This is a genomic window from Streptomonospora litoralis (genome assembly GCF_004323735.1).
In the GTDB taxonomy this organism is placed as follows: Bacteria; Actinomycetota; Actinomycetes; order Streptosporangiales; family Streptosporangiaceae; genus Streptomonospora; species Streptomonospora litoralis.
Genome location: NZ_CP036455.1, coordinates 5527938 through 5554571, shown reverse-complemented (window position 1 = coordinate 5554571; position 26634 = coordinate 5527938). Strand labels below are relative to the sequence as shown.

General features: G+C 71.6%; 21 protein-coding genes. 9 read left to right on the top strand and 12 right to left on the bottom strand.

The features are described 5' to 3' along the window. Positions 1 to 12: 12 nt before the first annotated feature. Positions 13 to 1278: an aspartate aminotransferase family protein gene (locus EKD16_RS23700; protein ID WP_131101555.1), complete on the bottom strand. Its 1266-nt coding sequence runs from the start codon at positions 1276 to 1278 to the stop codon at positions 13 to 15. Positions 1279 to 1515: 237 nt separating this feature from the next. On the opposite strand from EKD16_RS23700, the gene EKD16_RS23695 reads away from it, so the two are divergent. Continuing rightward, the gene (locus EKD16_RS23695; RefSeq protein ID WP_131101554.1) at positions 1516 to 2985 is read left to right on the top strand and encodes an NAD-dependent succinate-semialdehyde dehydrogenase; all 1470 of its coding nucleotides are present in this window, start codon (positions 1516 to 1518) and stop codon (positions 2983 to 2985) included. A gap of 96 nt (positions 2986 to 3081) precedes the next feature. Here EKD16_RS23695 and EKD16_RS23690 read toward each other — a convergent pair whose 3' ends face one another. Beyond that, entirely contained in the window at positions 3082 to 3261 is a 180-nt protein-coding gene (locus tag EKD16_RS23690) for a DUF397 domain-containing protein (protein ID WP_131101552.1), read from the bottom strand. Next, on the bottom strand, positions 3254 to 4075 hold the full coding sequence (locus EKD16_RS23685; protein WP_131101549.1) for a helix-turn-helix domain-containing protein: 822 nt from the start codon (positions 4073 to 4075) through the stop codon (positions 3254 to 3256). Before EKD16_RS23685 ends, EKD16_RS23690 begins: the two co-directional genes overlap by 8 nt. 387 nt (positions 4076 to 4462) lie before the next feature. Between EKD16_RS23685 and EKD16_RS23680 the strand changes: the two genes are divergently transcribed. Beyond that, entirely contained in the window at positions 4463 to 4717 is a 255-nt protein-coding gene (locus tag EKD16_RS23680) for a hypothetical protein (RefSeq protein WP_131101547.1), read from the top strand. Then, positions 4714 to 5034 (top strand): hypothetical protein, encoded by a 321-nt coding sequence (locus EKD16_RS23675; protein ID WP_131101545.1) that lies wholly within the window; start codon positions 4714 to 4716, stop codon positions 5032 to 5034. The genes EKD16_RS23680 and EKD16_RS23675 overlap by 4 nt, the downstream gene beginning before the upstream one ends. A 362-nt stretch (positions 5035 to 5396) precedes the next feature. Here EKD16_RS23675 and EKD16_RS23670 read toward each other — a convergent pair whose 3' ends face one another. The 4 genes from EKD16_RS23670 to EKD16_RS23655 form a co-directional block, all read right to left on the bottom strand. Continuing rightward, positions 5397 to 6095 carry a GntR family transcriptional regulator gene (locus EKD16_RS23670; RefSeq protein ID WP_131101542.1) on the bottom strand — a complete coding sequence of 233 codons (699 nt, stop codon included), beginning with the start codon at positions 6093 to 6095 and terminating at the stop codon, positions 5397 to 5399. 91 nt (positions 6096 to 6186) lie between these two features. Beyond that, positions 6187 to 6930: a maleate cis-trans isomerase family protein gene (locus EKD16_RS23665; protein ID WP_131101540.1), complete on the bottom strand. Its 744-nt coding sequence runs from the start codon at positions 6928 to 6930 to the stop codon at positions 6187 to 6189. Between the two features lie 121 nt (positions 6931 to 7051). Continuing rightward, the gene (locus EKD16_RS23660; protein WP_165498651.1) at positions 7052 to 7948 is read right to left on the bottom strand and encodes a maleate cis-trans isomerase family protein; all 897 of its coding nucleotides are present in this window, start codon (positions 7946 to 7948) and stop codon (positions 7052 to 7054) included. Between the two features lie 77 nt (positions 7949 to 8025). Continuing rightward, positions 8026 to 8508 carry a DUF3830 family protein gene (locus tag EKD16_RS23655; RefSeq protein WP_207391627.1) on the bottom strand — a complete coding sequence of 161 codons (483 nt, stop codon included), beginning with the start codon at positions 8506 to 8508 and terminating at the stop codon, positions 8026 to 8028. 755 nt (positions 8509 to 9263) lie between these two features. On the opposite strand from EKD16_RS23655, the gene EKD16_RS23650 reads away from it, so the two are divergent. The 3 genes from EKD16_RS23650 (at position 9264) to EKD16_RS23640 (ending at position 12773) form a co-directional block, all read left to right on the top strand. Then, a complete protein-coding gene (locus EKD16_RS23650) occupies positions 9264 to 10280 on the top strand; it encodes a D-2-hydroxyacid dehydrogenase (protein ID WP_131101536.1) in 1017 nt (338 codons plus the stop codon). A 101-nt stretch (positions 10281 to 10381) separates the two neighbouring features. Further along, entirely contained in the window at positions 10382 to 11884 is a 1503-nt protein-coding gene (locus tag EKD16_RS23645; RefSeq protein WP_242677143.1) for an amidase, read from the top strand. Positions 11885 to 12092: 208 nt separating this feature from the next. Then, on the top strand, positions 12093 to 12773 hold the full coding sequence (locus EKD16_RS23640) for a response regulator (protein WP_131101534.1): 681 nt from the start codon (positions 12093 to 12095) through the stop codon (positions 12771 to 12773). A 40-nt stretch (positions 12774 to 12813) separates the two neighbouring features. Here EKD16_RS23640 and EKD16_RS23635 read toward each other — a convergent pair whose 3' ends face one another. After that, the gene (locus EKD16_RS23635) at positions 12814 to 14538 is read right to left on the bottom strand and encodes a sensor histidine kinase (protein ID WP_131101532.1); all 1725 of its coding nucleotides are present in this window, start codon (positions 14536 to 14538) and stop codon (positions 12814 to 12816) included. Between the two features lie 1773 nt (positions 14539 to 16311). Here EKD16_RS23635 and EKD16_RS23630 point away from each other — a divergent pair. Continuing rightward, the gene (locus tag EKD16_RS23630; protein ID WP_131101530.1) at positions 16312 to 17415 is read left to right on the top strand and encodes a hypothetical protein; all 1104 of its coding nucleotides are present in this window, start codon (positions 16312 to 16314) and stop codon (positions 17413 to 17415) included. Between the two features lie 383 nt (positions 17416 to 17798). Beyond that, positions 17799 to 19178: a hypothetical protein gene (locus EKD16_RS23625; protein ID WP_131101528.1), complete on the top strand. Its 1380-nt coding sequence runs from the start codon at positions 17799 to 17801 to the stop codon at positions 19176 to 19178. A gap of 637 nt (positions 19179 to 19815) precedes the next feature. Here EKD16_RS23625 and EKD16_RS23620 read toward each other — a convergent pair. The 3 genes from EKD16_RS23620 to EKD16_RS23610 all read right to left on the bottom strand — a co-directional run bounded on the left by EKD16_RS23620 (position 19816) and on the right by EKD16_RS23610 (position 23733). Continuing rightward, positions 19816 to 21069, bottom strand: coding sequence for a L,D-transpeptidase (locus EKD16_RS23620; protein ID WP_131102899.1), 1254 nt, complete (start codon positions 21067 to 21069; stop codon positions 19816 to 19818). A 322-nt stretch (positions 21070 to 21391) separates the two neighbouring features. Then, complete coding sequence (locus EKD16_RS23615; RefSeq protein ID WP_131101526.1) at positions 21392 to 23023, bottom strand: LCP family protein; 1632 nt, start codon at positions 23021 to 23023, stop codon at positions 21392 to 21394. A gap of 437 nt (positions 23024 to 23460) precedes the next feature. Further along, a complete protein-coding gene (locus tag EKD16_RS23610) occupies positions 23461 to 23733 on the bottom strand; it encodes a GlsB/YeaQ/YmgE family stress response membrane protein (protein ID WP_131101524.1) in 273 nt (90 codons plus the stop codon). A gap of 634 nt (positions 23734 to 24367) precedes the next feature. On the opposite strand from EKD16_RS23610, the gene EKD16_RS23605 reads away from it, so the two are divergent. Continuing rightward, entirely contained in the window at positions 24368 to 25489 is a 1122-nt protein-coding gene (locus EKD16_RS23605) for a S1 family peptidase (protein WP_131101522.1), read from the top strand. Between the two features lie 98 nt (positions 25490 to 25587). On the opposite strand, the gene EKD16_RS23600 is transcribed toward EKD16_RS23605, so the two are convergent. Further along, positions 25588 to 26421 carry a hypothetical protein gene (locus tag EKD16_RS23600; protein WP_207391389.1) on the bottom strand — a complete coding sequence of 278 codons (834 nt, stop codon included), beginning with the start codon at positions 26419 to 26421 and terminating at the stop codon, positions 25588 to 25590. Positions 26422 to 26634: the final 213 nt, after the last annotated feature.

Genomic DNA, 26634 nt, shown 5'->3' with positions numbered 1-26634 from the left:
CTGGTCAGGCTGTCAGGCCGTGGCCTCCTTCATGGCTGCGGACCACAGGGTGACCGCCTCGTCGACCTGGTCGGCGGTGACGATGAGCGGGGGGATCATCCGGACGACGTTGCCGTGCGGGCCGCAGGTGAGCAGGAGGAGACCCTTGTCGGCGGCCGCCTTGTGCGCCCGGGTGGCGGTGGCGGTGTCGGGGGAGCCGTCGGGTGCGGTGAACTCGTTGCCGATCATCAGGCCCAGGCCGCGCACGTCGCCGATCACCGGGTGGTCGGCCGCCACGCCCGCCAGGCCCTCCCGGAGGCGCTCGCCCATCCGGGCGGCGTTGGCGACCAGCCCTTCGTCCTCGATGACGTCCAGGGTGGCCAGGGCCGCGGCACACGAGACCGCGTTGCCGCCGTAGGTGCCGCCCTGGGAGCCCGGCCACGCCTTCTCCATGAGGGAGTCGGGCGCCGCGATCGCCGACAGCGGGAACCCGCTGGCCAACCCCTTGGCCGTGATGACGATGTCGGGCCGTACGCCCGCGTGGTCGTGACCCCAGAACTCGCCGGTGCGCCCGAACCCGGTCTGCACCTCGTCGGCCACCAGCAGGATGCCGTGCTCGTCGGCGCGCTCGCGCAGGCCGCGCAGGAACGCCGGCGGCGCCGGGATGTACCCGCCCTCTCCCAAGACCGGCTCGATGAAGATCGCCGCGGTGTCCTTGGGCGAACTGACCGTGGCCAGCTGGTAGTCCAGCTCCCGCAGCGCGTGCTCGGTGGCCTCCTCCTCGCTCATGCCCAGCCGGTAGGCGTAGGGGAACGGGGAGACCACCACGCCGGGCATCAGCGGCCCGATACCCGCGCGGATCTTGGTGCCCGACGTGGTCAGCGACGCCGCCGCCATCGTGCGCCCGTGGAAGCCGCCCTGGAAGACGATCGCGTTCTGCCGCCCGGTCGCCTGCCGCGCGAGCCGCAGCGCCGCCTCCACGGCCTCGCTGCCGGAGTTGACGTAGAAGAGCCGGTCGATGCCCTCGGGCAGCACGCTGCCGAGGCGTTCAGTGAGCCTGAGGAGGGGCCGGTGCATGACCGTGGTGTACTGGCCGTGCACGAGCGTGGCCACCTGGCGCTGCGCAGCCTCGACGACGCGGGGGTGGCAGTGGCCGGTGCTGGTGACCCCGATGCCGGCGGTGAAGTCGAGATAGCGGCGGTCGTCCTCGTCGTAGATGTAGACGCCTTCGCCCCGCGCAGCGAGCACCGGTGTCGCCTGCTTGAGCAAGGGGGAAAGCGCGGCCGACTGCTCAGCCATTCTCTGACCCTCTTCCGTAGGATTGTTGACAATCGACAGAGCTATGCAATCATCCCGCATGAGGCGGTGTCCAGGTCCATGCCTACCCCCGCATGGATCCGGGCATCGCCGCTGCGTGAACACCCGGCCGGCGGCGGTTAGGCCGCGCGCGGTGCTGGGAAGGCGTACCCGTCGAGGCGCCTTCGCACCTTTGGCGGACGCACCGTTACCCACCAGCCCAGAAGGGGATGTACCGCAATGACCTTGGCCGAATGGGAGACGAAGGTCGTCGAGCGCGTGCCGAAGCAGCTCTTCATCGGCGGCGCGTGGCGCGACGCGCGCAGTGGCGCGACGTTCAAGGTCGAGGACCCCTCGACCGGGTCGGCGCTGTGCGAGATCTCCGACGCCGGAACCGACGACGGCCTCGCCGCCCTCGATGCGGCGGCCGCCGCCCAGCCGTCGTGGGGCAAGACCCCGCCGCGCGAGCGTGCCGAGATCCTGCGACGCTCCTTCGAGCTGCTGATGGAGCGGCAGGACGACCTCGCGCTGCTGATGACGCTGGAGATGGGCAAGCCCTTCGCCGAGGCCAAGGGCGAGATCGCCTACGCCGCCGACTTCCTGCGCTGGTTCTCCGAGGAGGCGGTGCGCATCGAGGGCGGCTACTCGATCGCGCCCAACGGTTCGGCGCGCTTTTTGATCATGCGCCAGCCGGTTGGCCCGTCCATGCTCATCACGCCGTGGAACTTCCCCATGGCCATGGGCACGCGCAAGATCGGCCCCGCCATCGCCGCCGGCTGCACCATGATCCTCAAGCCCGCGCAGCAGACTCCGCTGTCCGCCCTGGCGCTGGCCGACATCCTGCGCGAGGCCGGACTGCCCGAAGGTGTGCTGAGCCTGCTGCCCACCTCCGACGCCGGCGGCGTCACCGAGCCGCTGCTGCGCGACGGCCGCATCCGCAAGGTCTCGTTCACCGGCTCCACCGGTGTCGGCCGCAAGCTGCTGGAGCAGAGCTCCGAGCAGGTACTGCGTACCTCCATGGAACTGGGCGGCAACGCGCCCTTCCTGGTCTTCGACGACGCCGACCTCGACGCCGCCGTCGAAGGCGCCATGCAGGCCAAGATGCGCAACATCGGCGAGGCGTGCACGGCCGCCAACCGCCTCTACGTGCAGTCGGGCATCGCCACCGAGTTCGCCCGCAAGCTCAGTGAGCGCATGGGCGCCCTCAAGCTCGGCCGCGGCACCGAGGACGGCGTCCAGGTGGGCCCGCTCATCGACGCCAAGGCGCGGGAGAAGGTGCAGAGCCTGGTGGACGACGCCGTGAACCGCGGCGCCCGCGTACTCGTGGGCGGCGCCTCGGGCGCCGGCGACGGCTACTTCTACCAGCCCACCGTGCTCGCCGACGTGCCGCAGTCCAGCGAACTCTCGACGACGGAGATCTTCGGCCCGGTCGCGCCCATCATCCCCTTCGACACCGAGGAGGAGGCGCTGGCCGCGGCCAACGACACCGAATACGGCCTGGTCAGTTACCTCTACACGAGGGATCTGAACCGCGGGCTCCGCGTGTCCGAGGCGCTGGAGGCGGGCATGGTCGGCCTGAACCAGGGCATCGTCTCCAACCCCGCCGCGCCGTTCGGCGGCATCAAGCACTCGGGACTGGGTCGTGAGGGCGGCCGCGTCGGTATCGACGAGTTCCTGGAGACGAAGTACGTGGGTATCGGGGGAGTGTGACCCGGTAAGGAGGCATAGGCGGCCCCCGACCGCTTGCCGCAAGCGGTCGGGGGCCGCCTATGTCTGGTCCCAGGACGTCTCAGGTGGGAGGCGGGGTTAGAGCGCCTCCAGGTCCGACAGGAACGCCGACCACTCTGCTGAGGGGAAGCTGAGGTGGCCGTGCTCGCGGTGCTGCGTGTCGCGCATGAGGGTCTGGGCGCCTGCCGCGACTTCGACGCAGTTATCTGCTCCCCCGCTGCTGTAGCTGCTCTTGTGCCAGACTCTCGATTCACTCATGGCTGAACTCCTGTTGGATCTTGTACATCAGGTCTCTTGACGCGTGCGGGGGGAGCGCCACACCTCGAAGCTCGGCGAAGACGGCCATGTAGTCCTCGACCGCTTCCGGGTCTTCGTCGGCGTTCCCATGGCGTCGTGTCTCTGTGTAGGCCATGGGCGCCTTACCCGGCACCGTGAATATGTGGAAAGCCCCATCCGATCCGGGATGTTGAGCCGTGGTCATGGGCACCACTTGGAGGGACAGTCGAGACGACCGAGACACGTCCGTCAGGCGCACAAGCTGTTCGCGCATGATCTCATAGCTTCCAACGGGGCGACGAAGTACGTGTTCCTCCAGTACGACGCGCACCATGGGGCCGTCTGGATCGTCGAGGATGGCTTGCCGGTCGGCGCGTGCTGACACGCGCTCATCGAGCTGAGATCGCGTTAGCTCAGGATGTCCGTGCTGGGTGATTGCCCGCGCATACTTCTGTGTCTGGAGCAGCCCGGGAATGCTTAGTGGCTGGTAGACCCTGATCTCAGATGATTCGCGCTCGACCGTGACGACATCCAGGAACCACGACGCAAGACCACGGCTGTGGTCGTCGAGTTCGTCCCATCTCCGCACCAGTGCTCCACCGGCGGTAAGGGCGTTGTCGATGCGCCGAATATGATCCGCACTTGTGCCCTTTTCTCCGGTTTCAATCGAGCTCACCTGAGATTGGGACGTCTGTGCCGCCTTGGCAAGCTCGATTTGCGTCATGCCTGCGGCTTCGCGCCAACGGCGGACTGCTTGACCAAAACTCCGGTAGGCAGGGTTTTTAGTCTTCACCATGTAATCAGTATCTACCGCTACTCTACCGCTGGCAATCACTTCTTATCTAAAGATTGACCTCTTCAGCGGTATCCATGGACGGGTGATAAGTCAGCGGTCATGCTGGGGCGCATAGAAAGACCCCCGCGACGCTGCCGGGCGTCCGGGGGCACGGCCCACAGCTAAATAGGAGCTGCGAACGATGCCGATCATAGTTGCCCTACTCGCTCCACTGGCACTGATTGTCCGATTGGTGCGTCCCGCGCGCGGGTTGCACGCCGCACCCCGATGGGTCGTCGCCGCCGACCGACCCGTTGCCCCCGCACCCGAGCAGCAGCGGAAACCGCTCGCTTCGGTGCACTACCTCGACGACTACGCGCGTCGCTTCGCACGGGGGAGGGCCGCCGCATGATCCTCGCCCGGCTCTCCGCCCTCGGAACGCGCACCGACATCGCCCTGCGCGACGCCGTGGAGGTCTCCTACGACCCCGCCGCCCCACCGGAGCGCGCCTACACGGCCGGCCGCCTCCTGGAGCCCGGACGGCGCTTCGAGGCCGACGAACGCACCCTGCGAGCGTGGCTGTCGCTGAACGGCATCTCGGATGACTGGATAGACCGGGCGATCGCTTCGCTCGCCCGCGGACACCTGGGATACGACACATGAGCGCCATTACGCCCGGTGACACACCCGTGATCGATCCACTGCGCTCCTGGACGCAGATACCCGAGTCCGGCGTCGTGTTCCGGTGCGACGGGCACGGAACCAGGCTCCTCTTCGAGTGGTACCCCGTCGGCTACCAGGAACTACAGACCAATGTCCGCGAAGTCGGCTTGCCCCGCTGCTCCAGCGCCGGGAACCGGCTGCCGCGCCGCTCGGCCCAGCGCGTGCTGTTCCGGACGGTCATGGACCGGTGGGAGCCCAGCGTCTACGCGCTCGACTCGCCGCTATCGCTCCCGTTCAACGGAAGGGGGACACCGTGAGCCCCGCCCTTTGGCGCTGCCGCCTGTGCACGCGCCCCAACCTCGCGGCGCTGTGCGGTTACTGCGGATACCCGTTCTCGGAGCAGTGGCGGCTTCCGCCGCTGCCGGGCAGGACCATGCGGCGCCGTCGGTGGGGAGCGGGAGCCGGAGCGCCGCGGGTGCGTCCCTATGTCGGTGTCGGTGTCGGTGTCCCCTGTGCCCACCCGGCCGCCGTCCGCTGACGCCGGTCGGATCGGCACACCAAACCGGTCCACTCGCGGGTGGTGCCCGTAAGAGCGCCGAGTGTCCCTGGGGTCGATCCTGGCGTCGGGATCGACCCCGGCGACCCCTCGGCGGAGCGCCGCAGGCCGCGCCGCGCCCGCTCAGTTCTGCGCGCTTGTCGAACGCCGGATCGCCGCGGGGCCGGTGGTGTTGATGCGGTCCACAGTGTCCAGCATGTGGGATTCGATGAGGTTCAGCAGCTGCTTCTCGTCGCCCTCGGTTATGGCGTCGAGCAGCTTGCGGTGCTCGTCGACGAGCTCGGCGGCCTCGGGGTAGACGTCCTGCATCACGGTCAGGCACATCCGGGTCTCCACCAGCAGCGTCTGCGCCATGCGTTCCAGCCGCCGGTTGCCCGAGCAGCTCACCAGGGTCTGGTGGAACGCCTGGTCGGCGTCGCTCATGGCGGTGCGGTCGCCGGTCTCGGCCGCTTGGACGAGTTCCTCCAGCGAGGCCGTCAGGCGCGCCAGCGCCTCTCCCCGGTTGCCGCGCATGACCAGCTCACAGGAGGCGCGCTCGACCGCCAGCCGCGCCACGTAGATGTCGCGGACGTCCTCGGCTTCGAGTTCGCGGACGAACAGGCCGCGGTGCCGTTCACTGCGCAGCAGCCCTTCCTGGACCAGCCGCTGCATGGCTTCGCGCAAGGGGCCGCGGCTGACCCCCAGCTGTGCCGCGAGGTCGGTTTCGCCCAGCTGGTCGCCCGGTGCCAGGTGGCCGTACATGATCGCCGAGCGCAGCTGGTCGGCGATCAGCGCGGCCGTGGATCTCCGCGGCACCGGTTCGAGTCCGCCGTGGGAGTTCATAGCATCCGTTCTCCTCTCTTTCTGCTGCACACACGTGCCCCGCTCCGACGCGTCCCCGGCGCGGCGCTGCGCCGGGGACGCGCACGCGGGCTCAAGCCTCGGCTGCGGCCGCCGCCTGTGCCCCTGCCCGGAAGAGACTGCCCAATCCTTCGCGGGGGGCGGTGACCCCGGCCAGGCGCAGCCCCTCCCAGATGCTGACCTGGTTGGCGGTCAGCACGGTCTTGCCCAGCCGCGCCTCCAGGTCCTCCAGTACGGCGGCGCTGTGCAGGGCGGTGTCGGGCACCAGCACCGCCTCCGCCCCGGGGTCGTCTCCGGCCGCCACCCAGTCCAGCACATCGGCGGGTTGCAGGGTGCCGACCTCGGCGGCCGTGACGATGCCGCGGCCCGCCCACGCGACCACCTCGGTCCCGGCCGCGCCGAGGAACTCCACGAAGCGCTCGGCGACGTCGTCGGGATAGCTGGCGGCGATCGCGACCCGGCCGATCCCCAGCGCCCGCACGGCGTTGACGAAGGCGAACGACGTGCTGGACGCCGGCGCGCCGACCTCCTCGGCCACCGCGTCGGCCTGGGTGCGGGCACCCTCCCAGCCGAAGACGAAGCTGCCGCTGGTGCATGCCCACACCGCGGCGTCGACCCCGCGGGCGCGCAGCTCCCGGGCACCTTCGCCCAGCACGTCCGAGCCGCCCACGTCGAGCAGCGCGTCGATGCGGTGCGCGTCCTCGCGCATCAGCGTGTGCACCAGGTGCAGCCGGACGTCGCCGCCCAGCATCCGCTCGAACACCGGGTAGTCGTCCTCGGCGCTGTAGCCCGGGTAAAGGAATCCGACGCTGGTCATGTGCGCGTACCACCCCTTCTGGGAGTTCGGGGGCCGTTCGGTCCGGTGGCAGTCCTGGCTGTCCTGGCCCTGCCGGCCGGACCGACCGTGCCGAAAGAGTCGGTCATGTCCTTCGTGGGGGTCATGCCGCGGTGCTCTGCGCCGTGGCGTCGACGAGGTACTGGCCGTGGGCGACGGCCCGGCGCCCCATGGCCTGCAGTGCGGACCACATGGTCACCTGGTTGGCGGCGATCACCGGCTTGCCGAGCATGCGCTCCAGCGGCGCGATGATGTCGTAGGTGAGCACGTTGGTGCAGCTGATGAACACGGCCTCGGCCTCGGGCCGGTCGGCGTCGCGCACGGCCTGGACGACCTCGGAGTAGGTCGTCTTCCAGATGTGGCCGAGCAGCCCCAGGCCGACGCTGGAGGTGGCCTCCACGCCGTGCTCGCCCAGGTAGTCCAGCAGCCGGTCGGTGACGCTGTCGACGTAGGGCGTGACGACGGCGATGCGGCGCGCGTCGAGGGCCTGCAGCGCCTGGATCAGCGCCCCGGAGGTGGTGACCGCCGCGGGGGCGCCGGCGTCGAGGATCGACTGGCGGAGCATGCGCTGGCCGTCGGCGCCGTGCACGAAGCTGCCCGATGCGCATGCGTAGCCCACCACGAGGGGTTCGGGAGCCAGCAGGTCGCGCGTGGCCCGTGCGACGTTGTCGCCGTCGCTCAGCGCGGAAGCCTGGTCGACGGTCACCGGCACGGGGACGAACGGCAGCCGGGTGACGTAGAGCGAGACGTCGTCGGGCGCCCAGCGCCACAGCTCGCGGTCCAGCGCGAAGTCGTAGGGCGCGACGATGCCCACCCCCGACTGCCACGGAGTCTCGGCCAGAGCGGAGAGCTCCACCACGCCGGCGGACGCCGAGGGGGACTCCTCCGGGCCGGCCGCGCCGGTGGCGCGCGCCGCGCCGGGGTGTTCCAGGAGGACCCGCTCCTCCTTCTCGCCGCCGTTCGCCGGTGCTCCGTCGGTCTCGGTTCGATCGGTCCGCATTGGTCACTCACCTCCTTCTCTTCGTGTTCTCGGGTTGGCGGGCCGCGGGAAGTGCGGCCCTCGGTGGATTGCGGGCGCTAGCCTTCGAGCCGCTGGTAGACGAGGCGCTCGCCGACGGCGCCGGCGCGCCAGACGTCGTTGCACGCCTCGGCCATGGGGGCCAGCCCCTCCACGATCGAGGCGTAGACGTTGCCCGGCACCCAGCCGACGTCGCCGTTGAGCAGCAGGTTGTTGCGGCCGTAGAAGATCGCCAGGTCGATGACGCCCGGCAGGTGGTCGATGCCCTTCTCCTCTTTGAAGCGGCGGTCGAGCATGCCCCCGGGAAAGGAGAAGTAGACGACGTCACCGGGGATGGGGGTGACCGTCGGGTTCTCCTGGCCGGGCTCCTCGGCGGCGAACCGGGGCAACATCGCGTAGACCTCGTTGCGGGCGTACTTGGCGTGGTAAACGTCGCCGCCCTGGGGGAGGGCCTCCCAGACGGCGTCGCAGGTGCGGGGAGCGTCCTCGTCGAGCAGCTCGGCCACACAGGAGACGCCGCGCTTCTCCAGGCTGATGGTCATGTACCTGGGCATCGTCGTGTTGGGCCTTTCTAATGCGGGCACCGTGATGCGCCGCCGCGGACACGGATCGGTCGTCTCCGGGCGGGAGTGGGACGTGTGACGGGGCGGCCGACGCCGATCCGGGGCGAGGTCTCCCCGCAAGAGTCGGTTCGGCCGATGGCGGGACGTGGCGTGCAGGAGGTGCGGTAACGGGCTGTTGTCGCAGCCGCCCCGCTCGGGCGCCGCCGGTCCGTGAGCCCTGTCGACTTGTCAACGCTCAGCACCGCGGTGTCCAGCGCCGCGGGGGCGGAGCGGAACAGCAGGCTCGACGGTGCTGATTGTCGACAATCATACAAGTTCAGTGCCGGGTGCGGCAACGCAGGAGGGCAGCGACGTGTTATTTATTCGTGACATGTCGCTCGCCGACGCGGCGGCCGCCACGGGGAACCCGGCGGCGGTTGTCGGTCGGCAAGGCGCGCCGGCATCGCCCACGGCGCCCCCGCGCCGCCGCCGTGCCGATCCGGCCCGATCAAGCTGCATCGCCGACTTCGCCGGATATTGTTGACAATCCTACGGAGGCTCCCTAGCGTTTCAACCGCTTCGCAACGACGGCGCCTGTTCCCGGGCCGACCGGCCGCGCGTGCGGCGGTCGCCGGTCGCGGCGGCCGAGGATCGCGACGCGGCGGCCGACAACCGCGACGACGGCAGTGATCGAGGGTAGACAGAGCAACGACACCATCAGGCCGCCCACGTCTGTGAACCGGGAGCCGCCCGCAGTGACATCCGCAAACCCGCCGCACACCGACCCGGTCAACCTGGTCGTCCTGCACGGCGACGACCTGCCGCCCGGCGGTGAGCGCTTCGACGCCGACCCGCGGCTGGCCTCGGTGCGCCACGCCACCGCCGACACCCTCGGCGAGGTCCTGCCCGGGGCGCAGGCGCTCTTCGTCTGGGACCTCTTCTCCGAGGCGCTTAAGGCCGCCTGGCCCAAGGCCGACAGCCTGCGCTGGGTGCACGCCGCCACCGCCGGGGTCGACAACCTCATGTTCGACGCGATGGTCGGCGGCGACGTCGTAGTAACCAACTCCCGCGGCGTATTCGACCAGCCGATGGCCGAGTACGTCCTCGGCCTCGTGATCTCCTTCGCTAAAGACCTGCCCACCACCCTCGACCTCCAGCGCCGCCGCGAATGGCACCACCGCGAGACCGAGCGCGTCGGCGGCAGGCACGCCCTGGTGATCGGCACCGGGCCCATCGGACGCGCCATCGCCCGCCAGCTGCGGGCCGTCGGCATGAGCGTCGAGGGCGCGGGCCGCACCGCGCGCCCCGAGGACCCCGACTTCGGCACCGTGGTCGAGGCGTCCCTGGACACCGCGGCACCCGGACTGGCCGAGGCGCTGCCGCGCGCCGACTACGTCGTGCTGGCCGCCCCGCTCACCGCAGCCACCCGCAACCTCGCCGACGCCGCGTTCTTCGCGCACATGCGCGACACCGCCCGGCTGATCAACGTCGGCCGCGGCCGGCTGGTCGACGAGGACGCGCTGGTGCCGGCGTTGCGCGCGCAGGAGCTGCGCGGCGCGGCGCTCGACGTGGCCGTCACCGAGCCCCTGCCCGCCGACTCCCCACTGTGGGACATGCCCGGAGTCGTCGTCTCCCCGCACATGTCCGGCGACGTGGTCGGCTGGCGCGACGAGCTGGTCGACCTGTTCGCCGACAACCTCGACCGCTTCCTGAACGAGGGGCCGCTGCTCAACGTCGTCGACAAGACCCGCGGCTACGTCTCCGGCCCCTGACACCCGCCCCGGCCCCCGCCTCCGCCCCCGTCGGCGGGCGCGGCGACCGGGGAGATCCGCGCTCCGCCCACCCACGCGCAACGCACAGGAAGGACGCTAGATTGACTACCAGGTTCGAGGGGCTGAACCAGGGTTCGCAGGGCGACCCGGAGGCGGAGGCGCCGCGGGGCGAAGAGACCCCCGCGAGCGCGGCCCCCGCGAGCGCGGAGCCGGCCGACTCCCCGGCGCGGCTCTCGGCCACCGAGCTGCTCGACCGCTACGCCCGCGGCGAACTCTCCCCGGTCGAGGCCACCGACGCCGTGCTGGAGCGCATCGACCGCGACAACCCCGCGCTGAACGCTTTCTGCCTGGTCAAGCCGGACGAGGCACGCGCCGCGGCGCGTGAGTCGCAAGAGCGCTGGCGGCGCGGCGAGCCGATCGGCCGGCTCGACGGCGTGCCCACGTCGATCAAGGACATCATGTTCACCCGCGGCTGGCCCACGCTGCGCGGCTCGCTCACCACCGACCAGAACCAGACCTGGGCGGAGGACTCCCCGGTGGTTGCGCGCCTGCGCGAGGACGGGGCGGTGTTCGTCGGCAAGACCACTACGCCCGAGATCGCCTGGAAGGGCGTCACCGACAGCCCGCTGACCGGAATCACCCGCAACCCCTGGGACCTCGCCAAGACGCCGGGCGGCTCCAGCGGCGGCGCGGCGGCCGCCCTCGCGTCCGGCATGGGCCCGCTGGCCACCGGCACCGACGGCGGCGGGTCGGTGCGCATCCCCGCCAGCTTCACCGGCGTCTTCGCCATCAAGCCCACGTGGGGGCTCGTGCCGCACTACCCGGCCAGCGCGTTCGGCAGCCTCGCGCACTCCGGTCCGATGACGCGCACGGTCGCCGACGCGGCGCTCATGCTCGACGTCATCACCGGGCCCGACGCCCGCGACTGGGCGCGGCTGGCCCAGCCCGCGGTGTCCTTCGCCGAGTCGCTGGACACGCCGATGCGCGGGCTGCGGATCGCCTACAGCCCGGCGCTGGGCCACCTGTCGGTCGACCCGGAGGTGGCCCGCATCGTCGCCGATGCGGTCACGGCCTTCGAGGAGATGGGCGCCGTGGTCGAGGAGACGGACCCGCCGATTCCGGAATCGCGGGAACACTTCCAGATCCTCTGGTACACGGGCGCCGCCAAGGCGACCGACAAGCTCACCGGAACCCAGCGCGAACTGCTCGACCCCGGCCTGCGCGAGATCATCGAGGAGGGTTTGACCTACTCCGCGCAGGACTACCTGACCGCCATGTCCACCCGCATGGCGATGGGGGAGGCGATGGGGCGCTTCCACCGGGACTACGACATGCTGCTGACCCCCGCCATGCCCATCACCGCCTTCGACGCCGGTCTGGAGGCGCCGGCCGACTCCGCCGACCGGCGCTGGACCGCGTATGCGGGGTTCAGCTACCCCTTCAACATGACCCAGCAGCCCGCCGCCAGCGTCCCCTGCGGGTTCACCGACGCGGGCCTGCCGGTCGGCCTGCAGGTCGTGGGGCCGCGCCACGGCGACGCGCTGGTGATGGCGGCCTGCCACGCGTTCGAGACCGCCCGCCCGTGGGAGCACGCGCGCCCCTGAGGAGCGCTCGTGCGCGGACGTCCACGAGGCGGCGCGCGCACCGACCCGGGCGGCGCACGCCGCAGCGGCTCGCCGCCCGGGTTCCGCGCGCGCCGCACGCACGTCGGGACCTTCGTCCCGCGCGATTCGTGGCTTTCGACGGTGCTTGTGCGGCCGCGGGCGGCTAACGTCGTAGCCGGGCAGGTATGGCGAGCGAAACGAGGCGTCGATGACGGCGGCAGGCGAGCCGGGCGCGGAGCCCGGGTCCGACTCCATCCGCGTCTTCCTGGTCGACGACCACGAGGTGGTCCGGCGGGGTGTGGCCGCGATGCTGGAGGGCGAGCCGGACATGCGCGTCGTCGGCGAGGCCGGTACCGCCGAGCAGGCGCTCTCCCGCATCCCGCTGGCCTCGCCCGACGTGGCGGTGCTCGACGTGCGGCTGCCCGGCGGCTCGGGCGTGAGCGTGTGCCGCGAGATCCGCTCGGACCACCCCGGCATCGCCTGCCTGATGCTGACCTCCTTCGCCGACGACGACGCCCTATACGACGCGGTCATGGCGGGCGCAGCGGGCTACGTGCTGAAGCAGATCCACGGAGCCGACCTGGTCGGCGCGGTGCGCACCGTCGCCGCGGGCGGGTCCCTGCTCGACCCCGCCAGCGCCGGGCGGATGCTCGACCGGCTGCGCGAGGGGCCGCCCGACCCCGACCCGCTGGCCGAACTCAGCCCCCAGGAGCGCCAAATCCTCGACCTGATCGGGGAAGGGCTGACGAACCGGCAGATCGGCGAGCGGCTGTACCTGGCGGAGAAGACCGTGAAGAACTACGTGTCCAGCCTGCTGTCCAAGCTGGACCTCAAGCGCCGCACCCAGGCGGCGATCCTAGTCGCGGAGCTGCGCAACAAGCGCCGCTGACGCCGCCGAGGCGCTTCCTGCGGGGCGAGGGCGGGCAGCCTCAGGCGGGCACGCGTGCCGCGCCCTCGCGGCGGCTGCGCAGCGGCACGCTCCAACGCAGTCCGGTCCCGCCGGCGGGAGGCGCGTCGACGCTGAACTCGCCGCCCAGGGAGGACGCCCGCTCGGCCAGGTTGCGCAGGCCGCTGCGGCGCCCGTTCTCGGGGATGCCGCGGCCGTTGTCGTCGACGTGCAGTGTCAGCCGGTCGTCCGCCTGCACCGACACGTGCACCTCGGAGGCGTCGGCGTGCCGGGCGACGTTGGACAGCGCCTCGCCCAGCACCGCGAGCAGCTGTTCGCCGACCTCCTCGGGCACCGATGTGTCGATGGATCCCTCCAGCCGTACGCCGGGCTGGCAGCCAAGTGACCGTGCGGCGCTCTCGGCGGCGGTCAGGATGCGGTCGCGCAGCGACGACTGCTGTGGTTGGGAGGGCAGTTGCAGCGCGAAGACGGTGGAGCGGATCTCGCGGATGGTCTCGTCGAGGTCGTCGATGGTCCGCTGGACTCGTCCGCCCGCCTCGCCGTCGCCGATCAGCCGCACCGTGCTCATCAGCGTCATGGCCGACGCGAACAGCCGCTGGATGACGACGTCGTGCAGATCCTTGGCGATGCGGTCGCGCTCCTCCAGCACCACCAGCCGCTCGGCGTCCCGGCGCGCTTCGGCCAATTCCAGCGCCACGGCGGCCTGCGCGGAGAACGCGTCGATCATCCGCCGCGTGGCTTCGTTGAAGGGGGAGCGCGGGCTCATCTTGCCCAGCAGCAGCACCCCGCGGGTGTGGTCGGGGGTGCCGATGGGGACGAGCAGTCCCGGGCCGAACCCGCGGTGGGTCAGCATCGGGCATTTGGCCTGGCGCAGGTCGTCGATGGTGGCGGGTGCGCCGTTGCGGTAGACCCAGCCGCACTTGGTGTCGGACATGGTGACGGGGCTGCCGATGATCTGGTCGGCTACGGGGCCGTCGGCGATCTCGGCGATGAGGTCGCGCTCGCGCGGCTCGGGCAGGAGCACCACCGCGACGTCGGCGTCGGACATCTCGCGCGACTGCTGGGCGAGGTAGCCGAGCACCTCGTCGCTGTCGGCGCCGGAGAGCAGCCGCGTGGTGATCTCGGTGGAGGCGGCCAACCAGCGCTCACGCAGCCGGGTCTCCTCGTACAGCCGGGCGTTCTCGATGGCCACACCGGCGGCGGTGGCCAGCGCGGTGACGATCGCCTCGTCCTCCTCGTCGAACTCCCCGCCGTTGCGCTTCTCGGTGAGGTAGAGGTTGCCGAAGACCTCCTCGCGCACCTGGACGGGCACACCGAGGAAGGAGTGCATATGCGGGTGGCCCTCGGGGAACCCGTGGAAGTCGGGGTGATCGGCCAGGTCGCGCAGCCGCAGCGCGGCGCGGTCGCGCGTGGGGACGGCGAGAATGCCCTTGCCGAAGGGGAACACGTGCATCCCCTCGGCCTGTTCGGAGCTGAGCCCGACCGGGATGAACTCGGCGAAGCGGCCGTCGTCGTCAAGTACGCCCAACCCCGCGTAGCGGGCGTCGACCAGGGTCGCGGCCGCCTCGGTCAGCCGGCGCAGCACGGTGGCGAGGTCCAGGTCGCTGCCGATGGACAGCACCGCCTCAAGCAGCGAGTGCACGCGGTCGCGAGTGGAGAGCGCCGATTCGAGCCGCACGTGGAGCTCGGAGATGAGCTCGTCGAGTCGCATCTTGGGGAGCAGCGAGCGTTCCGGGATGTCAGACATCGGATGCACACCTCCGGGTGCATACGTTATCGCGGAGCGCGATCGTCGTTGCCGGAATGAGCGGATACGGGCCAGAGGGGCAGGCCCAGTCACCGCAACCGGGCGGAGGCGATCGACCGCAATGCCGGTCCAGCGGGGGGAGCGGAAGCCCGGTCCTCGGCAGGATACGGCACGCGCACCGGAGAATCATGTGCCGCCGAACCGATTGGGGAATCACCGGTATGAGGGCGATCACGGTCGTCGGCGGCGCGGTTTCGGTTGGCCGTGCGGTGTTGGCGGATCTTGGCGGGTCGGGCCGGGTGCTCGCCGGTGGCGCGCCGGGCGGGGGCGGCGTTGGGCCGCCGTAGACTCGGCGCGGCTTGACCCGTCTATCGTGAACTTATGGTCGCAGGAAAGCGCATCCCGCGGCCATAAGTTCGCGATCATCGCCGGATGGACCGGCATAGGGGACCTACCGGCGCCGGTGCTCGGGTATCCGTGGGCAAAACAACGCGTTGTTCCGTATCGCGGAATGGTGGTGTGAGGGTGGCGCCGAGGCGGTTGCCGCCGCACACACGTGCAACTCGTGACCCCGATCGGGCTGCATGGCCGCCGCCGACTGCCCCGTGTCGGGCCCTGACTGGCAACCTGGCCGCGGCTCCCGGGGCTCAACCAACCGCGGCCAGGGGCGGTGATTGCCGCCGACCACCGCGGGCCCGGCCCCGCCGGCTCGTCGCCGTACTCGTCGGCCGCCGCTACCGTCGGGCACCCGGTCCGTTGGGCAGGGGCTGGGCCATCCGCCCCCGTCGCCGCCGTCGTTCTCCGTCAGGTTGCCCGTTTCCCGGCAGGCCGGCAAGGCCGCCCAGCGGACCGGGGCCGCTTTCGTCGGTCGCCGCCACCGGCGGGCACCCGACCCGATGGGCGCAGGCCCGACCGTCCGCCGTCCTCGCTGCCGCCTTCCTATGAGGTCGTCCGCTTCCCGGCAGACCAACAAGGCCGCACAGCGAAGCCGAGCCGCCCCGCCGCATGCTCAACCGGCGAGCACCCTGCCCGTTGGGCACGGGCCCAGCCCTTCGCCGTCGTCGCCGCCTCGTCGGCCGCCGCCACCGTCGGGCACCCGGTCCGTTGGGCGCGGGCTGGGCCATCCGCCACTGTCGCCGCCGCTTTTCAGCCAAGTCCACCTGCCGCCCGGCAGACCGAGAGGGCCGCACAGCACACCCGAGCCGCCCGGCGCAGACTCCTCGGGCCCAGATTCCGCCCGCCCCCGAACCCCGCTCCCAACCCCATCCCCGAAGGCCGCCCGTGGGGCAACACGCCGGCCATTGCCAGGTCGCCGCTCTCCTACCTCACGGGGATGCCTCCCGCCGGATCCCGCCGGATCCCGCCGGATCCCGCCGGTCGTAGTTCAGCATTCGATTGCCGCGACGAGCAGGAGGAGAAAGCACTCACCCACGCCCATACACGGCATCCCCGCCGGCAATTCTGCCGTTAGTCGGTTGCGCGGCGTAGTGATCGTGCTACGGTCACGTACTGTCGGGATCGAGCCCGGATTCGGACATCCGTCTGGCGTTCTCTGTTGCGTCCGTAATTGCGGAAGCGATCGAGCTGCGCCGCACCTCCCCTTTGGACTTCGCCGACTCCTGCGGTCTTTTGCAGGCTTCGGCAGCGCACCGCCCTGGAAGGGAACCCATGCCGCGCATACACCGTTCGGGACGCGGAGCACGCGTCGCCGCCGGTGTGTGTGCGCTGCAGCGGTCCTGGACGGCGCGCCCGTCGGCTCGTCGGTGGCTGGTCGTGGCGGGATTGCTCTCGGGGGCCTGGTTCGTCGGCGCCGCGGGTGCCGCGGCGGAGGAGTCCCCGGACGTCTCCGCGTCCGGCTCCGCGATCACCGGTTCCGCCGTCGTCTGGGAGAACCGGGAGGGACGGGAGCCCCAGCAGGACGCGGAGGACCTCGGCGTCACCAGCGGAGGTTCGACCGCCGACCTCGGCGCCGTCGCCGGCTCCACCAAGGGCACGCCGGCCGCCACAGCCACCGAGTCGGCCGACGGCGCCTCGGCTGCGGCGGAAGGCGGCGCCTCCGGCGTTGCGACCGACGACGGCGGCGGTTCCACCAACGACTCCGATTCCAGTAACTTCCAGGACACGGTCGGTGAAGCCGCAGGCGAGCCGATCGGCTCCGCGACTTCCGCCGTCACCGGCAGCTCGGGCGGGGACGCTCCCGAGGCCGGGTCGCAGCAGCGTGGCTCCGCCGCCTCCGAGGGGATCGGCGGCACCGTGGCGGCCGTCCGGGAAGTCGGTCGCGGTGCCGGGCACACCGTGCCCATCTCCATCTCCGCCGCGAGCGCGTCCGACGCCGCCGCGGCCGTGTCCGAGGCAGCCGTAACCGGTAGCAGCCCCGACGGCCTCCCGGGCCTCGGCATGGACGGGTTCGGCCCCGCCGGCATGCGCGGCGCGGTCACGCTGCCCGCATTCGATCCCCCCTTCGACTTCGGCCGTTCGGCCGGTCCCTCCGCCGACGCGGAGAACGCGCCGCCCTCCGGCGCCCGATCGGCTCCGGCCGAAACCCGCACTCCGTCCACGACCGGCGCTCAGGTGCCCGTGCACGCCGGTACAGCGGCGGCCTTCGCCGAATACGACGGCCCCGCCGCGCCCGGCGCCGCTGCCGACACCACCGGTGACGACGCCGCGGAACCGCGCTCCTCCGGTGCCGACCGCCCCGACGCGGCTGCCGTGGGATCCGCGGTGAACACATCTCAGTCCGGCGGCGGCACGTGCGCCGGATACATCCCCGCAGGGACCTCCACCGTCCCGGCGGCGGGCTCGCTCCAGTGCCCCCGCCCGGCGCTCGCCGACGTTCCGCAGGACCTCGGCGAGCAGCCCACCTTCTCTCCCGACTAGGACCCTCCGCCTGGGACGCGCCGACCGCCGCCTTCTCCGGCTCGGCGGCAGCGTGCACCTCTTCTGGCACCCGGCCCGCGGTCCAGCGGCGAATCCGTCCACTGGGGGCTGACGTGAGCCCCGTGCCCGTGATCGGAAGCGACTCCACGCGTCTCCGGCACGAGGCTCACGTCAGCCCGAGGTCCGCCAGATCCTCAGGTTGATCCCGGCATCCACCGTCCGCGCCAGCCACGCGCGGACGCGGAGCCGCCGGGAGGAATTCCCGAAGTCATCCCAGAAGACCGCGGTCGGCGCCCCCGGCCAGGGCGTCACCGCGGAAACGGACCGCATCCGAGTCCATCCCCAACTGCAATCGACACTCCTACGATCCGGAAGGACGTTCCATGTTCCAGTTCGCTCGCCAGTCCGCCAAGGCCGTTCTCGTGGCGGCCGGTGCCGCAGGCGTCGCCGCTCTCGGCGCGGGATCCGCCGGAGCCGACGACCTCGGCGCGCTGAGCGCAACTGACTCCCTGGCGCCGCAGTCGTCCCCCGTCCAGACCAGCCTGCCCGCGGGGCTGGGCGGTGGCGCCTCGTCGCTGGTCGCCAAGGCGAAGGAGGCCGACCTGCGCAACGCCCAGCCCGCGCCGAGCACCGTGAACCTGGGCACCCCGGCCGGCGACATGTCCCCCGTGGGCCCGCAGGCCCAAGCCCAGCTCGACACCGTCCACGACGCGCTCGACCGGGCCCGGCACACCGTGGGTCTGGGCAGCGGCGTGGTGCCGCAGGCGGCTCCGGTGGACGGTGTGGGGACCACTCTGCCCGCGGGGATGCCGAGCACGGAGGCGCTGCCGCTGGGGCAGCTGACGAACCTGCTGGGCGGCGGCCAGACCCTGCCGCTGCGTGAGGGCACCGTCCCGCAGGCGGCTCCGGTGGACGGTGTGGGGACCACTCTGCCCGCGGGGATGCCGAGCACGGAGGCGCTGCCGCTGGGGCAGCTGACGAACCTGCTGGGCGGCGGCCAGACCCTGCCGCTGCGTGAGGGCACCGTCCCGCAGGCGGCTCCGGTGGACGGTGTGGGGACCACTCTGCCCGCGGGGATGCCGAGCACGGAGGCGCTGCCGCTGGGGCAGCTGACGAACCTGCTGGGCGGCGGCCAGACCCTGCCGCTGCGTGAGGGCACCGTCCCGCAGGCGGCTCCCGTGGACGGCGTGGGGACCACCCTGCCCGCGCAGGGCGTCGTGCCCAGCCAGGGCGGTCCCGCCGGCATGCTGCCCACCAGCGGGGTGACCGACCTGCTCGGTGGCGGCGGCCTGCTGCCCGGCATGCCCGGCGGTGCCACCGAGACGCTGCCGCTGCGCAACGAGCTGCCGACCCCCGCGTCCGTCGAGGGCAGCCCCTCGGAGATCGCCGGTGAGGCCGTGGGCACCGCGGTCGAGCAGTCCGCCGGCGCGGTCCTGCCCAACACCACCGAGGAGACCGGCCGCCTCGCCGGCGAGCTGCCCGCGCCCTCCACCGGGAGCGTCGAGGAGCAGCTGCCCGAGGCCCCGATCTCGGTGGAGGGCGCCGACACCGAGGCCGTGGAGTCCGCCGTTCCCGGCGCCGAGCAAGTCGGCGGTGCCGCGGACGCGGACACTGTGAAGCAGGAGGCCCCCTCGCTGGACGAGGTGACCGAGCAGGTCGACACCGGCGAGGCCGCGGGTGACGTCGCCGAGGCCGCGGCCGGTGGCGCAGGGGCGACCGGCGTCGTCGACGTCGTCCAGGGTGTGGGCACGCCCGCGCTCTGATCGCGCCTTCGCCTGATCGGCTCGGGCACGAGCCGTCCCGATCGTGCGCTGCCCGACCCGTCCGGGGCGCGGCGCACACCGGCCCCGGGCGCTCGGCGGTCGGCCGGACGCGACGCCCTGGGAACTGTGGGGGTTCCCAGGGCGGATTCCCGGTCCGGCCCCGGCGCTCGGGGCCCTTGCGCCACCGCGGCGGAAACCATCGCCGGCAAGGGGCGCGCGGTATCGAATCGGGCAGTGGTCCGATCCACCCGAAGGACTTTCGAACGTGAGGCCAACCGGTATTCGGGCAGTCGCATTCGCGGCAGGGGGTAGCCCGGACCGGTGACGGGTGGTCCGGCGGTCGCCCCACGGGACACCCCCATGAAGGCGGGGGCCTTGGGGACGTTCCGGAGGCGGCCGCCGTCCGCTCGGAGCCGGGCGCCGGTGCGGCGGCGTTCAAGGGGCCGACTGCGGCACCCGCCCGGCGGGGACCCGTGGCCGAGCCGCGCCGCGGGCCCCGCTCCGACACGAAACGGGGCCCGTCCCACCGCTTCGGCGGGTGGGACGGGCCCCGTTCTCATGCCGGCCTCACGGCCGGTCCGGACCGGCCGGGCGCATCACGTCCGCGGGTCGGCCTCGCTCCGGCGGACGGTGCCGATCACTGCTGGTGGTGCGGCGAGCCCGGGGTGCCGGGCTCGGTCGTGTCGTCGGCCTCGCCGGTCGCGCTCTGGGAGATCCACTCCTGGGCGGAGCGCTGCCAGAAGCCCCAGCCGTTGTCGACCGGCAGTTCGCGGTCGGTGCCGGTGATGTCGACGGGGTCGCCGCGCAGGCTCTCCTCGTAGAACCAGCGGGAGTCGGCGACGCTCATGTTGATGCAGCCGTGGCTGGTGTTGGCCTCGCCGAGCTGGTAGTTCCAGTCGGCGGTGTGCAGGAACTCGCCCGAGTTGGAGATGCGGACCGCGTAGTCCACGTACTCCTCGTAGTACTCGGGGTCGTCCTTGGAGACGCCCAGGGTGTCGTTGCTCATCCGGTAGTCGGTGTGGAACGCCATGGTCAGGTGCGTACCGGAGGTGGTGGTGTACTTCCGGACGTTGGCCTTGCCCAGGCTGACCGGGAACTCCTTGATGGTCTGGCCGTCGCGTTCGACGGTCATGTGGTGGGCGTTCTCGTCGATCGTGGTGATCTGGGAGCGCCCGACCTCGAACTCGAATTCGCGGTTCTCGATGCCCCACACACCCTCGGAGGCCGCCACACCGGCGAGGTTCAGGTTCACGGTGACCTTCTGGTGCGGCTCCCAGTACTCCTCGGGCCGGAACACGGCCCGCTTGTCGCCGAACCAGTTCCAGGCGCCCTGCGCGGGCTTCTCGGAGGAGACCTCCATGGCGGCCTCGACCTGCGCCTTGTTCTGCACAGGCATGTCGAAGTCCACGATCACCGGCATGCCGACGCCGACGGTGCTGTCGGGTTCGACGTTGATGCTCTTGATCTCCAGCCGCTGTCCCTCGACCGGCGGGACCGTCGAGAACTCGCTGATGACCTCGGTGCTCGTGCCTTCCTTGTTCTCGGCCACCGCCGTCACCGTGACGTCGCTACCGGGGTGCAGCGTCCATTCGCTGACCCATTCGGTCTTGTCGTCGTTGTAGGCGCCGGTCATGCTCTCGTCGGTCTCGCCCTGGGCGGCCTCATCCTGGGCGGCCTCACTCTGGCCGGTTTCGCCCTCGGACAGCGACTGCTCGACCTGCACGTCGGTGATCGTGCCGTTGTCCGCGCTGACGACGATCGGGGAATCGGGTCGGACCTCGGTGCCGCCGTCCTCAGGGGTGATCGTCACTTGGGCTTTGGCGACGGTGGGCTCCTCGTTGGCCAGGTCGCCTTCGCTGGGGGCGGTACTGCATGCGGAGGCCGCGACCATGACCGCGGCACTCGCGATGCACAGCGCGGCCGTGCGCCGGCGTGGAAAGCGGGATGTCACTTCGGGGGTCCTCCAGGTCGTCGGTTTGCGGGCACGGTCCCGGATGTGGCGGGGAGGTGGTGCCACCGCGACTCGGCGGCGGAGGCTTGTCGGCCACTGTGTGGTGCGGGGACGGTGATACCCGATAGGTCGGACGCGCGAACCGGGGGGATCGGTTCGCACAAAACGCAGAATTACTCGCAAAGTACTCGCGCAACTACCAGCAGTGGCCCGGGGGTGGCGATGGGCCTTCGATGGGAGCCGGCGCTGCTGCGGGGATCGGTCACATCCGCGACTCCTCGGCGCTCTCCGTGCCGCGGCCGAGGCCGTTGGCGCACGGATTGGACGTCGCGTCGCGGCCCTCGATGGGTGCGGCGGACGCGGTGGGTCCGGCGCTCGGGTCGTCGGCGCTCGGCTCCGGGGTGGCGGCGGCGTCCGATCCGCCCCCGGCGTCGTCCGACGCGGCCGGATCGTCGGAACCGGAGCCGCCGGTGTCCTCCTCGCCGGTGACGAGCAGCCGGTCCTCCACCGGCCGGTCGTGCCGGACGGCGGAGAACAGGCGGGACGCGGCGGCCTCGTCCCAGACCACCCGGTTGGGGTCGAGGGGCGCGCGGTTCCACGGCACCGTGTAGAAGGCGATGTCGGAGAGGTCGGTTCCGGCGAGCGTCGAGGCGATGGAGACCATCGTCGGCAGGGTGAACTCGTCGTCGGTCCCGGTGTGCTCGGTGACGGCGCGCAGCATTCCGGTGGCCTGGCCGGGGCGGGTGAGCAGGTCGCTGTCGGTCACCTCGTCGGCGAGTGCTCCGAGGAACATCTGCTGGCGGTCGATGCGCCCGATGTCGCCGCCGTTGCCGATCTCGTAGCGGGCCCGGACGAAGGACAGCGCCTCCTCACCGCTGAGCCGCTGATCGCCCGCCTCCAGGTCGAGCTGGGCGCGCTCGTCGTGCATGGGCTGCGGAATGCACATCCGCACGCCGCCGATCGCATCGATCATCTCCCGGAAGCCGACGAAGCTCAGGTGGGCGAAGTGGTCGATGCGGATGTCGGTGAGCGACTCGACGGTCTTCACCACGCACGGAGGGCCGCCGTGGAACAGCGCGGCGTTGATCATGCCGTGGTATCCGGCGGTCCCCTCGGTCTCGCCGTAGGGGGCGCATTCGGGCAGCTGGACGAGCGAGTCGCGCGGGAAGTTGACGACTGTGGCGCGGCCGTCGGGGGAGATGTGGGCGAGCATCAGCGCGTCGGAGCGCTCGCCGACGAAGTCGCGCCCGCCGTAGGCGGCGTTGCCGCCTTCCCTGCCGTCGGAGCCGATGAAGAGGATGTTGACGTCGTCGCCGATCTTCTCCGGCCGGTCCTCCTCGTCCAGGGCGGCGTCCAGATCGTGGCGGACGATGTCGTTCTGCAGGGAGTGGTAGTAGCCGTAGGCGGTCCCGGCAGCTGCGACCAGTACGACCGCGGCGAGCGCCGCCGTCCATGCGGCCAGGCGCGGCAGTCGGCGGCGCTTCGCGGACCGCGGGGCGGTGGCGGTCGGCTTGCGGGAATGGGAGTCGTCGGCGGCGTCCCCGTTCTCCGCGGTCTCCGTCCGCTCCTCGTTCCGTGCCCTGCCCGTGGAGGCGGCCGACTCGGCGGACACGCCGGGGCGCCCCGCGGCGCCGGCCGCCTCGCTACCTCCGGACTCCTGGGCGCCGGGCTCGCCGGTCGCGGGATCTGGCCGGTCCTCCTTCGCGGCGGACTCCGCCTGGTCGCCGACAGTCCCGCTCTCGCCTCGGCGCGCTCCGCCCTCCGCCTCGGACTCGGTGGAGGCGCCGCCGACCTCCCGGGCCGCCGATGCGCCGGACTCGCGGGTCTGCTCGGGGGCTTGCGGGCGGTTGGGGTCGGCGGAACCGGAGTCGGCGCCGCGAGCGTCGTCGGGCATACGGAGTCTCTTCATGCAGGGGGCGGGAGCGGTCGGGAGCAGGCGCGCTGAGGTGGATGCGCCGGGCCGCGACAGGGGAGCGGGCGGAGCGGCGGGTGCGGCGTGCGGCCGCGACGGCCCGTGGCGGGCCGACTCCGGCGATGCAGGGCGATCCTACGAGATCGATTCCACGGACGCGCGGGCGACTCGCGGGGGTTTGTCGCCTGTGCCCCGATCTGTGGCGGGCAATTTCCGGCTGATCATTCCCCCGAATAAGCATGACCGAAACCCGGGCGGCGGTAGGGCGCCCGGGCTGCGGTCGGTCCGTGAACCGGTCGGTCCGCTACCGGGACGGCAGTCTGGTCGGCTCCGCGGTCGCGGAAGGCCGCCTAGAAGTCACCTAGAAGGCCCTCGCAGCGTCCCGGTGCGCCGCGGTTCGCAGCGCCGGCTGCCGGCGATCAGTCGCGCTCGCGCCCGCCCATGCCCGAGACGAGCCCGACACCGACCACGGCCAGTGCCAGCTGGGTGATCAGCTCCCACCAGTCGATGCCCGGGGTGTCGGCGTATCCGGCGAAGCCCGCGATCGCCGTGCCGATCAGGGCCGCGACGGCGCCCACGGCGATCGTCATCCAGATGGAGATGTTCTGCTTGCCGGGCAGGATGATCCGCGCCAGGACACCGATGACGAGTCCGATGATCAGCGCGGAGATGATGCTGAAGACGATCTCCATGACGGTCCCCCTCCGAATCGGTAGTCCGTCACAGATAGTTGTTTCCCGGATGCGGTACCCGATGCACGCTGCCCGCCCGCGATATACGGAGCGGACCCGGCGCCGGGCACGGCCGAAGGGGCCGCCGGGCCCACTGCGACGTGCGTCGACGGCTTGCCAGGCGGCGGTGGCGCGGCAGTGGAGGGGCTGCGGCGTGCACGTGCGCAAGTCTCTTTCTGTCTGGTTCTTCGGCCTGTTCGGTGCGTAACCGTCTCGTTGGTGCGCTTGTACGTCCTCTTCCGTCTTAGGAGTTGTGGATAAATTGGCCGCATCTGGCCAAGATCATCCCTTGTGTCGCCAATCGCGAGTCGGTCGAGCGTTGTTTCGTGTTCGTGAAATCCGACGTCAGGCGGGCCTGCTGAGGTCGCCGGTCTAGAGGTGACTCGCGGCATCGGTCCCGAGTGGTCCGGTATCCCGTTCCGTGTCGGGTCTGTTGCTCGCCGTGAACTTCACTTATCGTTTCAACCCATTCACCGAACGTTCGGTGAATGCGGCGGGCACCGGGCCCACAAGGTCCACCCCGCCGGGGATTCGCGTCCGGTCCCGACACCGGGCGTAGCTGTCCTTTTCCACCCCCGCTCAAGGAGTAAGGCACGTGCGAAAATCCCCCCGATTCATGGCACTCGGCGGCGTCGTCCTGTCCATGGGACTGATGGCGGCGGCTACCACCGCCGCGGCGGCAGACCCCGCACCGACGGCGGCGCCCGAACAGCTCGATGCCATGCAGCGCGACCTCGGGCTGACCGAGTCCGAGGCGAAGCAACTGATCCAGCAGGAGAGCCGGGCCCGTTCCCTCCAGGACGAGCTGCGCGCCGACCTCGGCTCCGACTTCGGCGGAGCCGTGTTCGACACCGAGACCGGTGAGCTGACGGTCTCGGTCACCGACGCCGACGCGGCCGACACGGTCGAAGACGCCGGCGCCGATGCGGAGGTCGTCACCTACGGCCGGAAGGCCCTCGACAAGGTCGTGGCCGACCTCAACGCCAGTTCCGAGGAGGCCGCCTCCGGTGTGACCGGCTGGTACGCCGACGTCGAGGCCGACACCGTGGTCATGACGGTCGAGCAGGGCGCCGCGAAGGCCGGCAGGAAGCTGGTCGCCGAGGCGGGCGTCGCCAAGGGCGCCGTCAAGGTCGAGGAAAGCACCGAGCAGCCCGAGACCTTCGCCGACATCGTCGGCGGCGACGCCTACTACATCAACGGCAGTTCGCGGTGCTCCGTGGGCTTCGCGGTCACCACCGGGTTCGTCACCGCCGGCCACTGCGGCGGCGCGGGAGACTCCGTCTCCGGCGCGAACGGCGGCAGCGGATCGTTCGCCGGCTCCGTGTTCCCCAGCCGGGACATGGGCTACGTGCGGGCCAACGCCGGATGGAACCCGACCCCGCGGGTGAACGACTACTCCGGAGGCACGGTCAACGTCGCCGGGTCCGCGCGGGCCCCCATCGGCTCGTCCATCTGCCGTTCGGGGTCGACCACCGGCTGGCACTGCGGCACCATCCAGGCCCGCAACCAGACGGTCCGCTACCCGCAGGGCACGGTGTACGGGCTCACGCGGACCAACGTCTGCGCCGAGCCGGGCGACTCCGGCGGCTCCTGGGTCAGCGGCAACCAGGCCCAGGGCGTCACCTCCGGCGGCTCCGGCAACTGCAGCTGGGGCGGCACCACCTACTACCAGGAGGTCAACCCGATCCTGCAGCGGTGGGGCCTGACGCTGGCCTGACCCCCCCCACCCTTCCCACTCTGTCCCCGAAAGATGAACGGGCGGCCCCGGTGCACCTGCCTGCGCCGGGGCCGCCCCATGTCTCGGCCGGAATCGCCTCAGGCGTCGTCGTTCCAGAAGGCGCTGTGCACCTCGTCGTCGGCGTCGTCGTCCTTGCCGCCGGCGCCCTTGCCCGCCTTGGTGCGGCGCGCGGACTTGGCCGAATCCTCCGCCGTGTCCTGCTGCTTGCGGCGGATGCGCCCGCGCGGTGCCGGCGCCTCACTCGACGAGGAGTCGGATGCGGAACCGGCACCCGAGCCGGAGGCGGCGGAGCCGGACTTGGCCGTCGGCTTCGAGCCCGACGACGAGCCCGAGCCCGAGCCCGAGGAGGAGCCCGACGAGCGGGAGGCCGAACCCGACGGCGCCGACGCCTCGGCCGCGGCCGAGGTCTTGATCGCGGACGCGGCGTTGCGGGGAGCGCCCCCGGCGTGGATGCTCAGCGCCTCGTCCTCGACGTCGAGCATCTTCTGCACGTGCTGCGGCAGCGCGGGCAGCCGCTCGTTGCGGAAGTGGGCGCCCAGCACCTCCAGGGCGTGGTCGCACAGCAGGGGGCGCATGACGGCCGGCTTCGCGCCGCTGAGCTCCTGCAGCTCGGGCAACCGGAGTTCGCGCAGCAGCCGGATGACCGCCCGCATCCGCTCGCGCGTGCGGCGGTCGGAGATCGCGACCGACATCATCTCGGCCTCGGCGAGGGCGGCGGTCGGTTCGGCGTCCTGGGCGTCCAGCGCGCCCTCGCGCTCGGCGATGAACAGGCCGGTGAGCTGGCGCGTCGACTCTCGCGTGGCGACGCGGATCTCGCTCTTGCGGACGTGGCGGGACTGGACCCAGGTCACCACAACGCTGGTCACCAGGCTTATGGCTGCGCCCGTCAGGACGAACAGCATGTCGTACACAGGGACCTCCGATGGGGGAAGCGGGGAGCGGGCCGTTCCTCGCGGCGTCGTGTGATCCGTGAGCATTCGCGAACGCGGGGCGGATTGTCAAGTTCGTCCCGAAGCCACCCGGCTCGTCGGCGCGCGGTGCGCACGGTTTCCGCCATCGCGGTGATTCCCGCTCCAGCGCAGAGATGCGCGACGGCGGTACGCCGCGGTGCTTCGGGGCCTTGA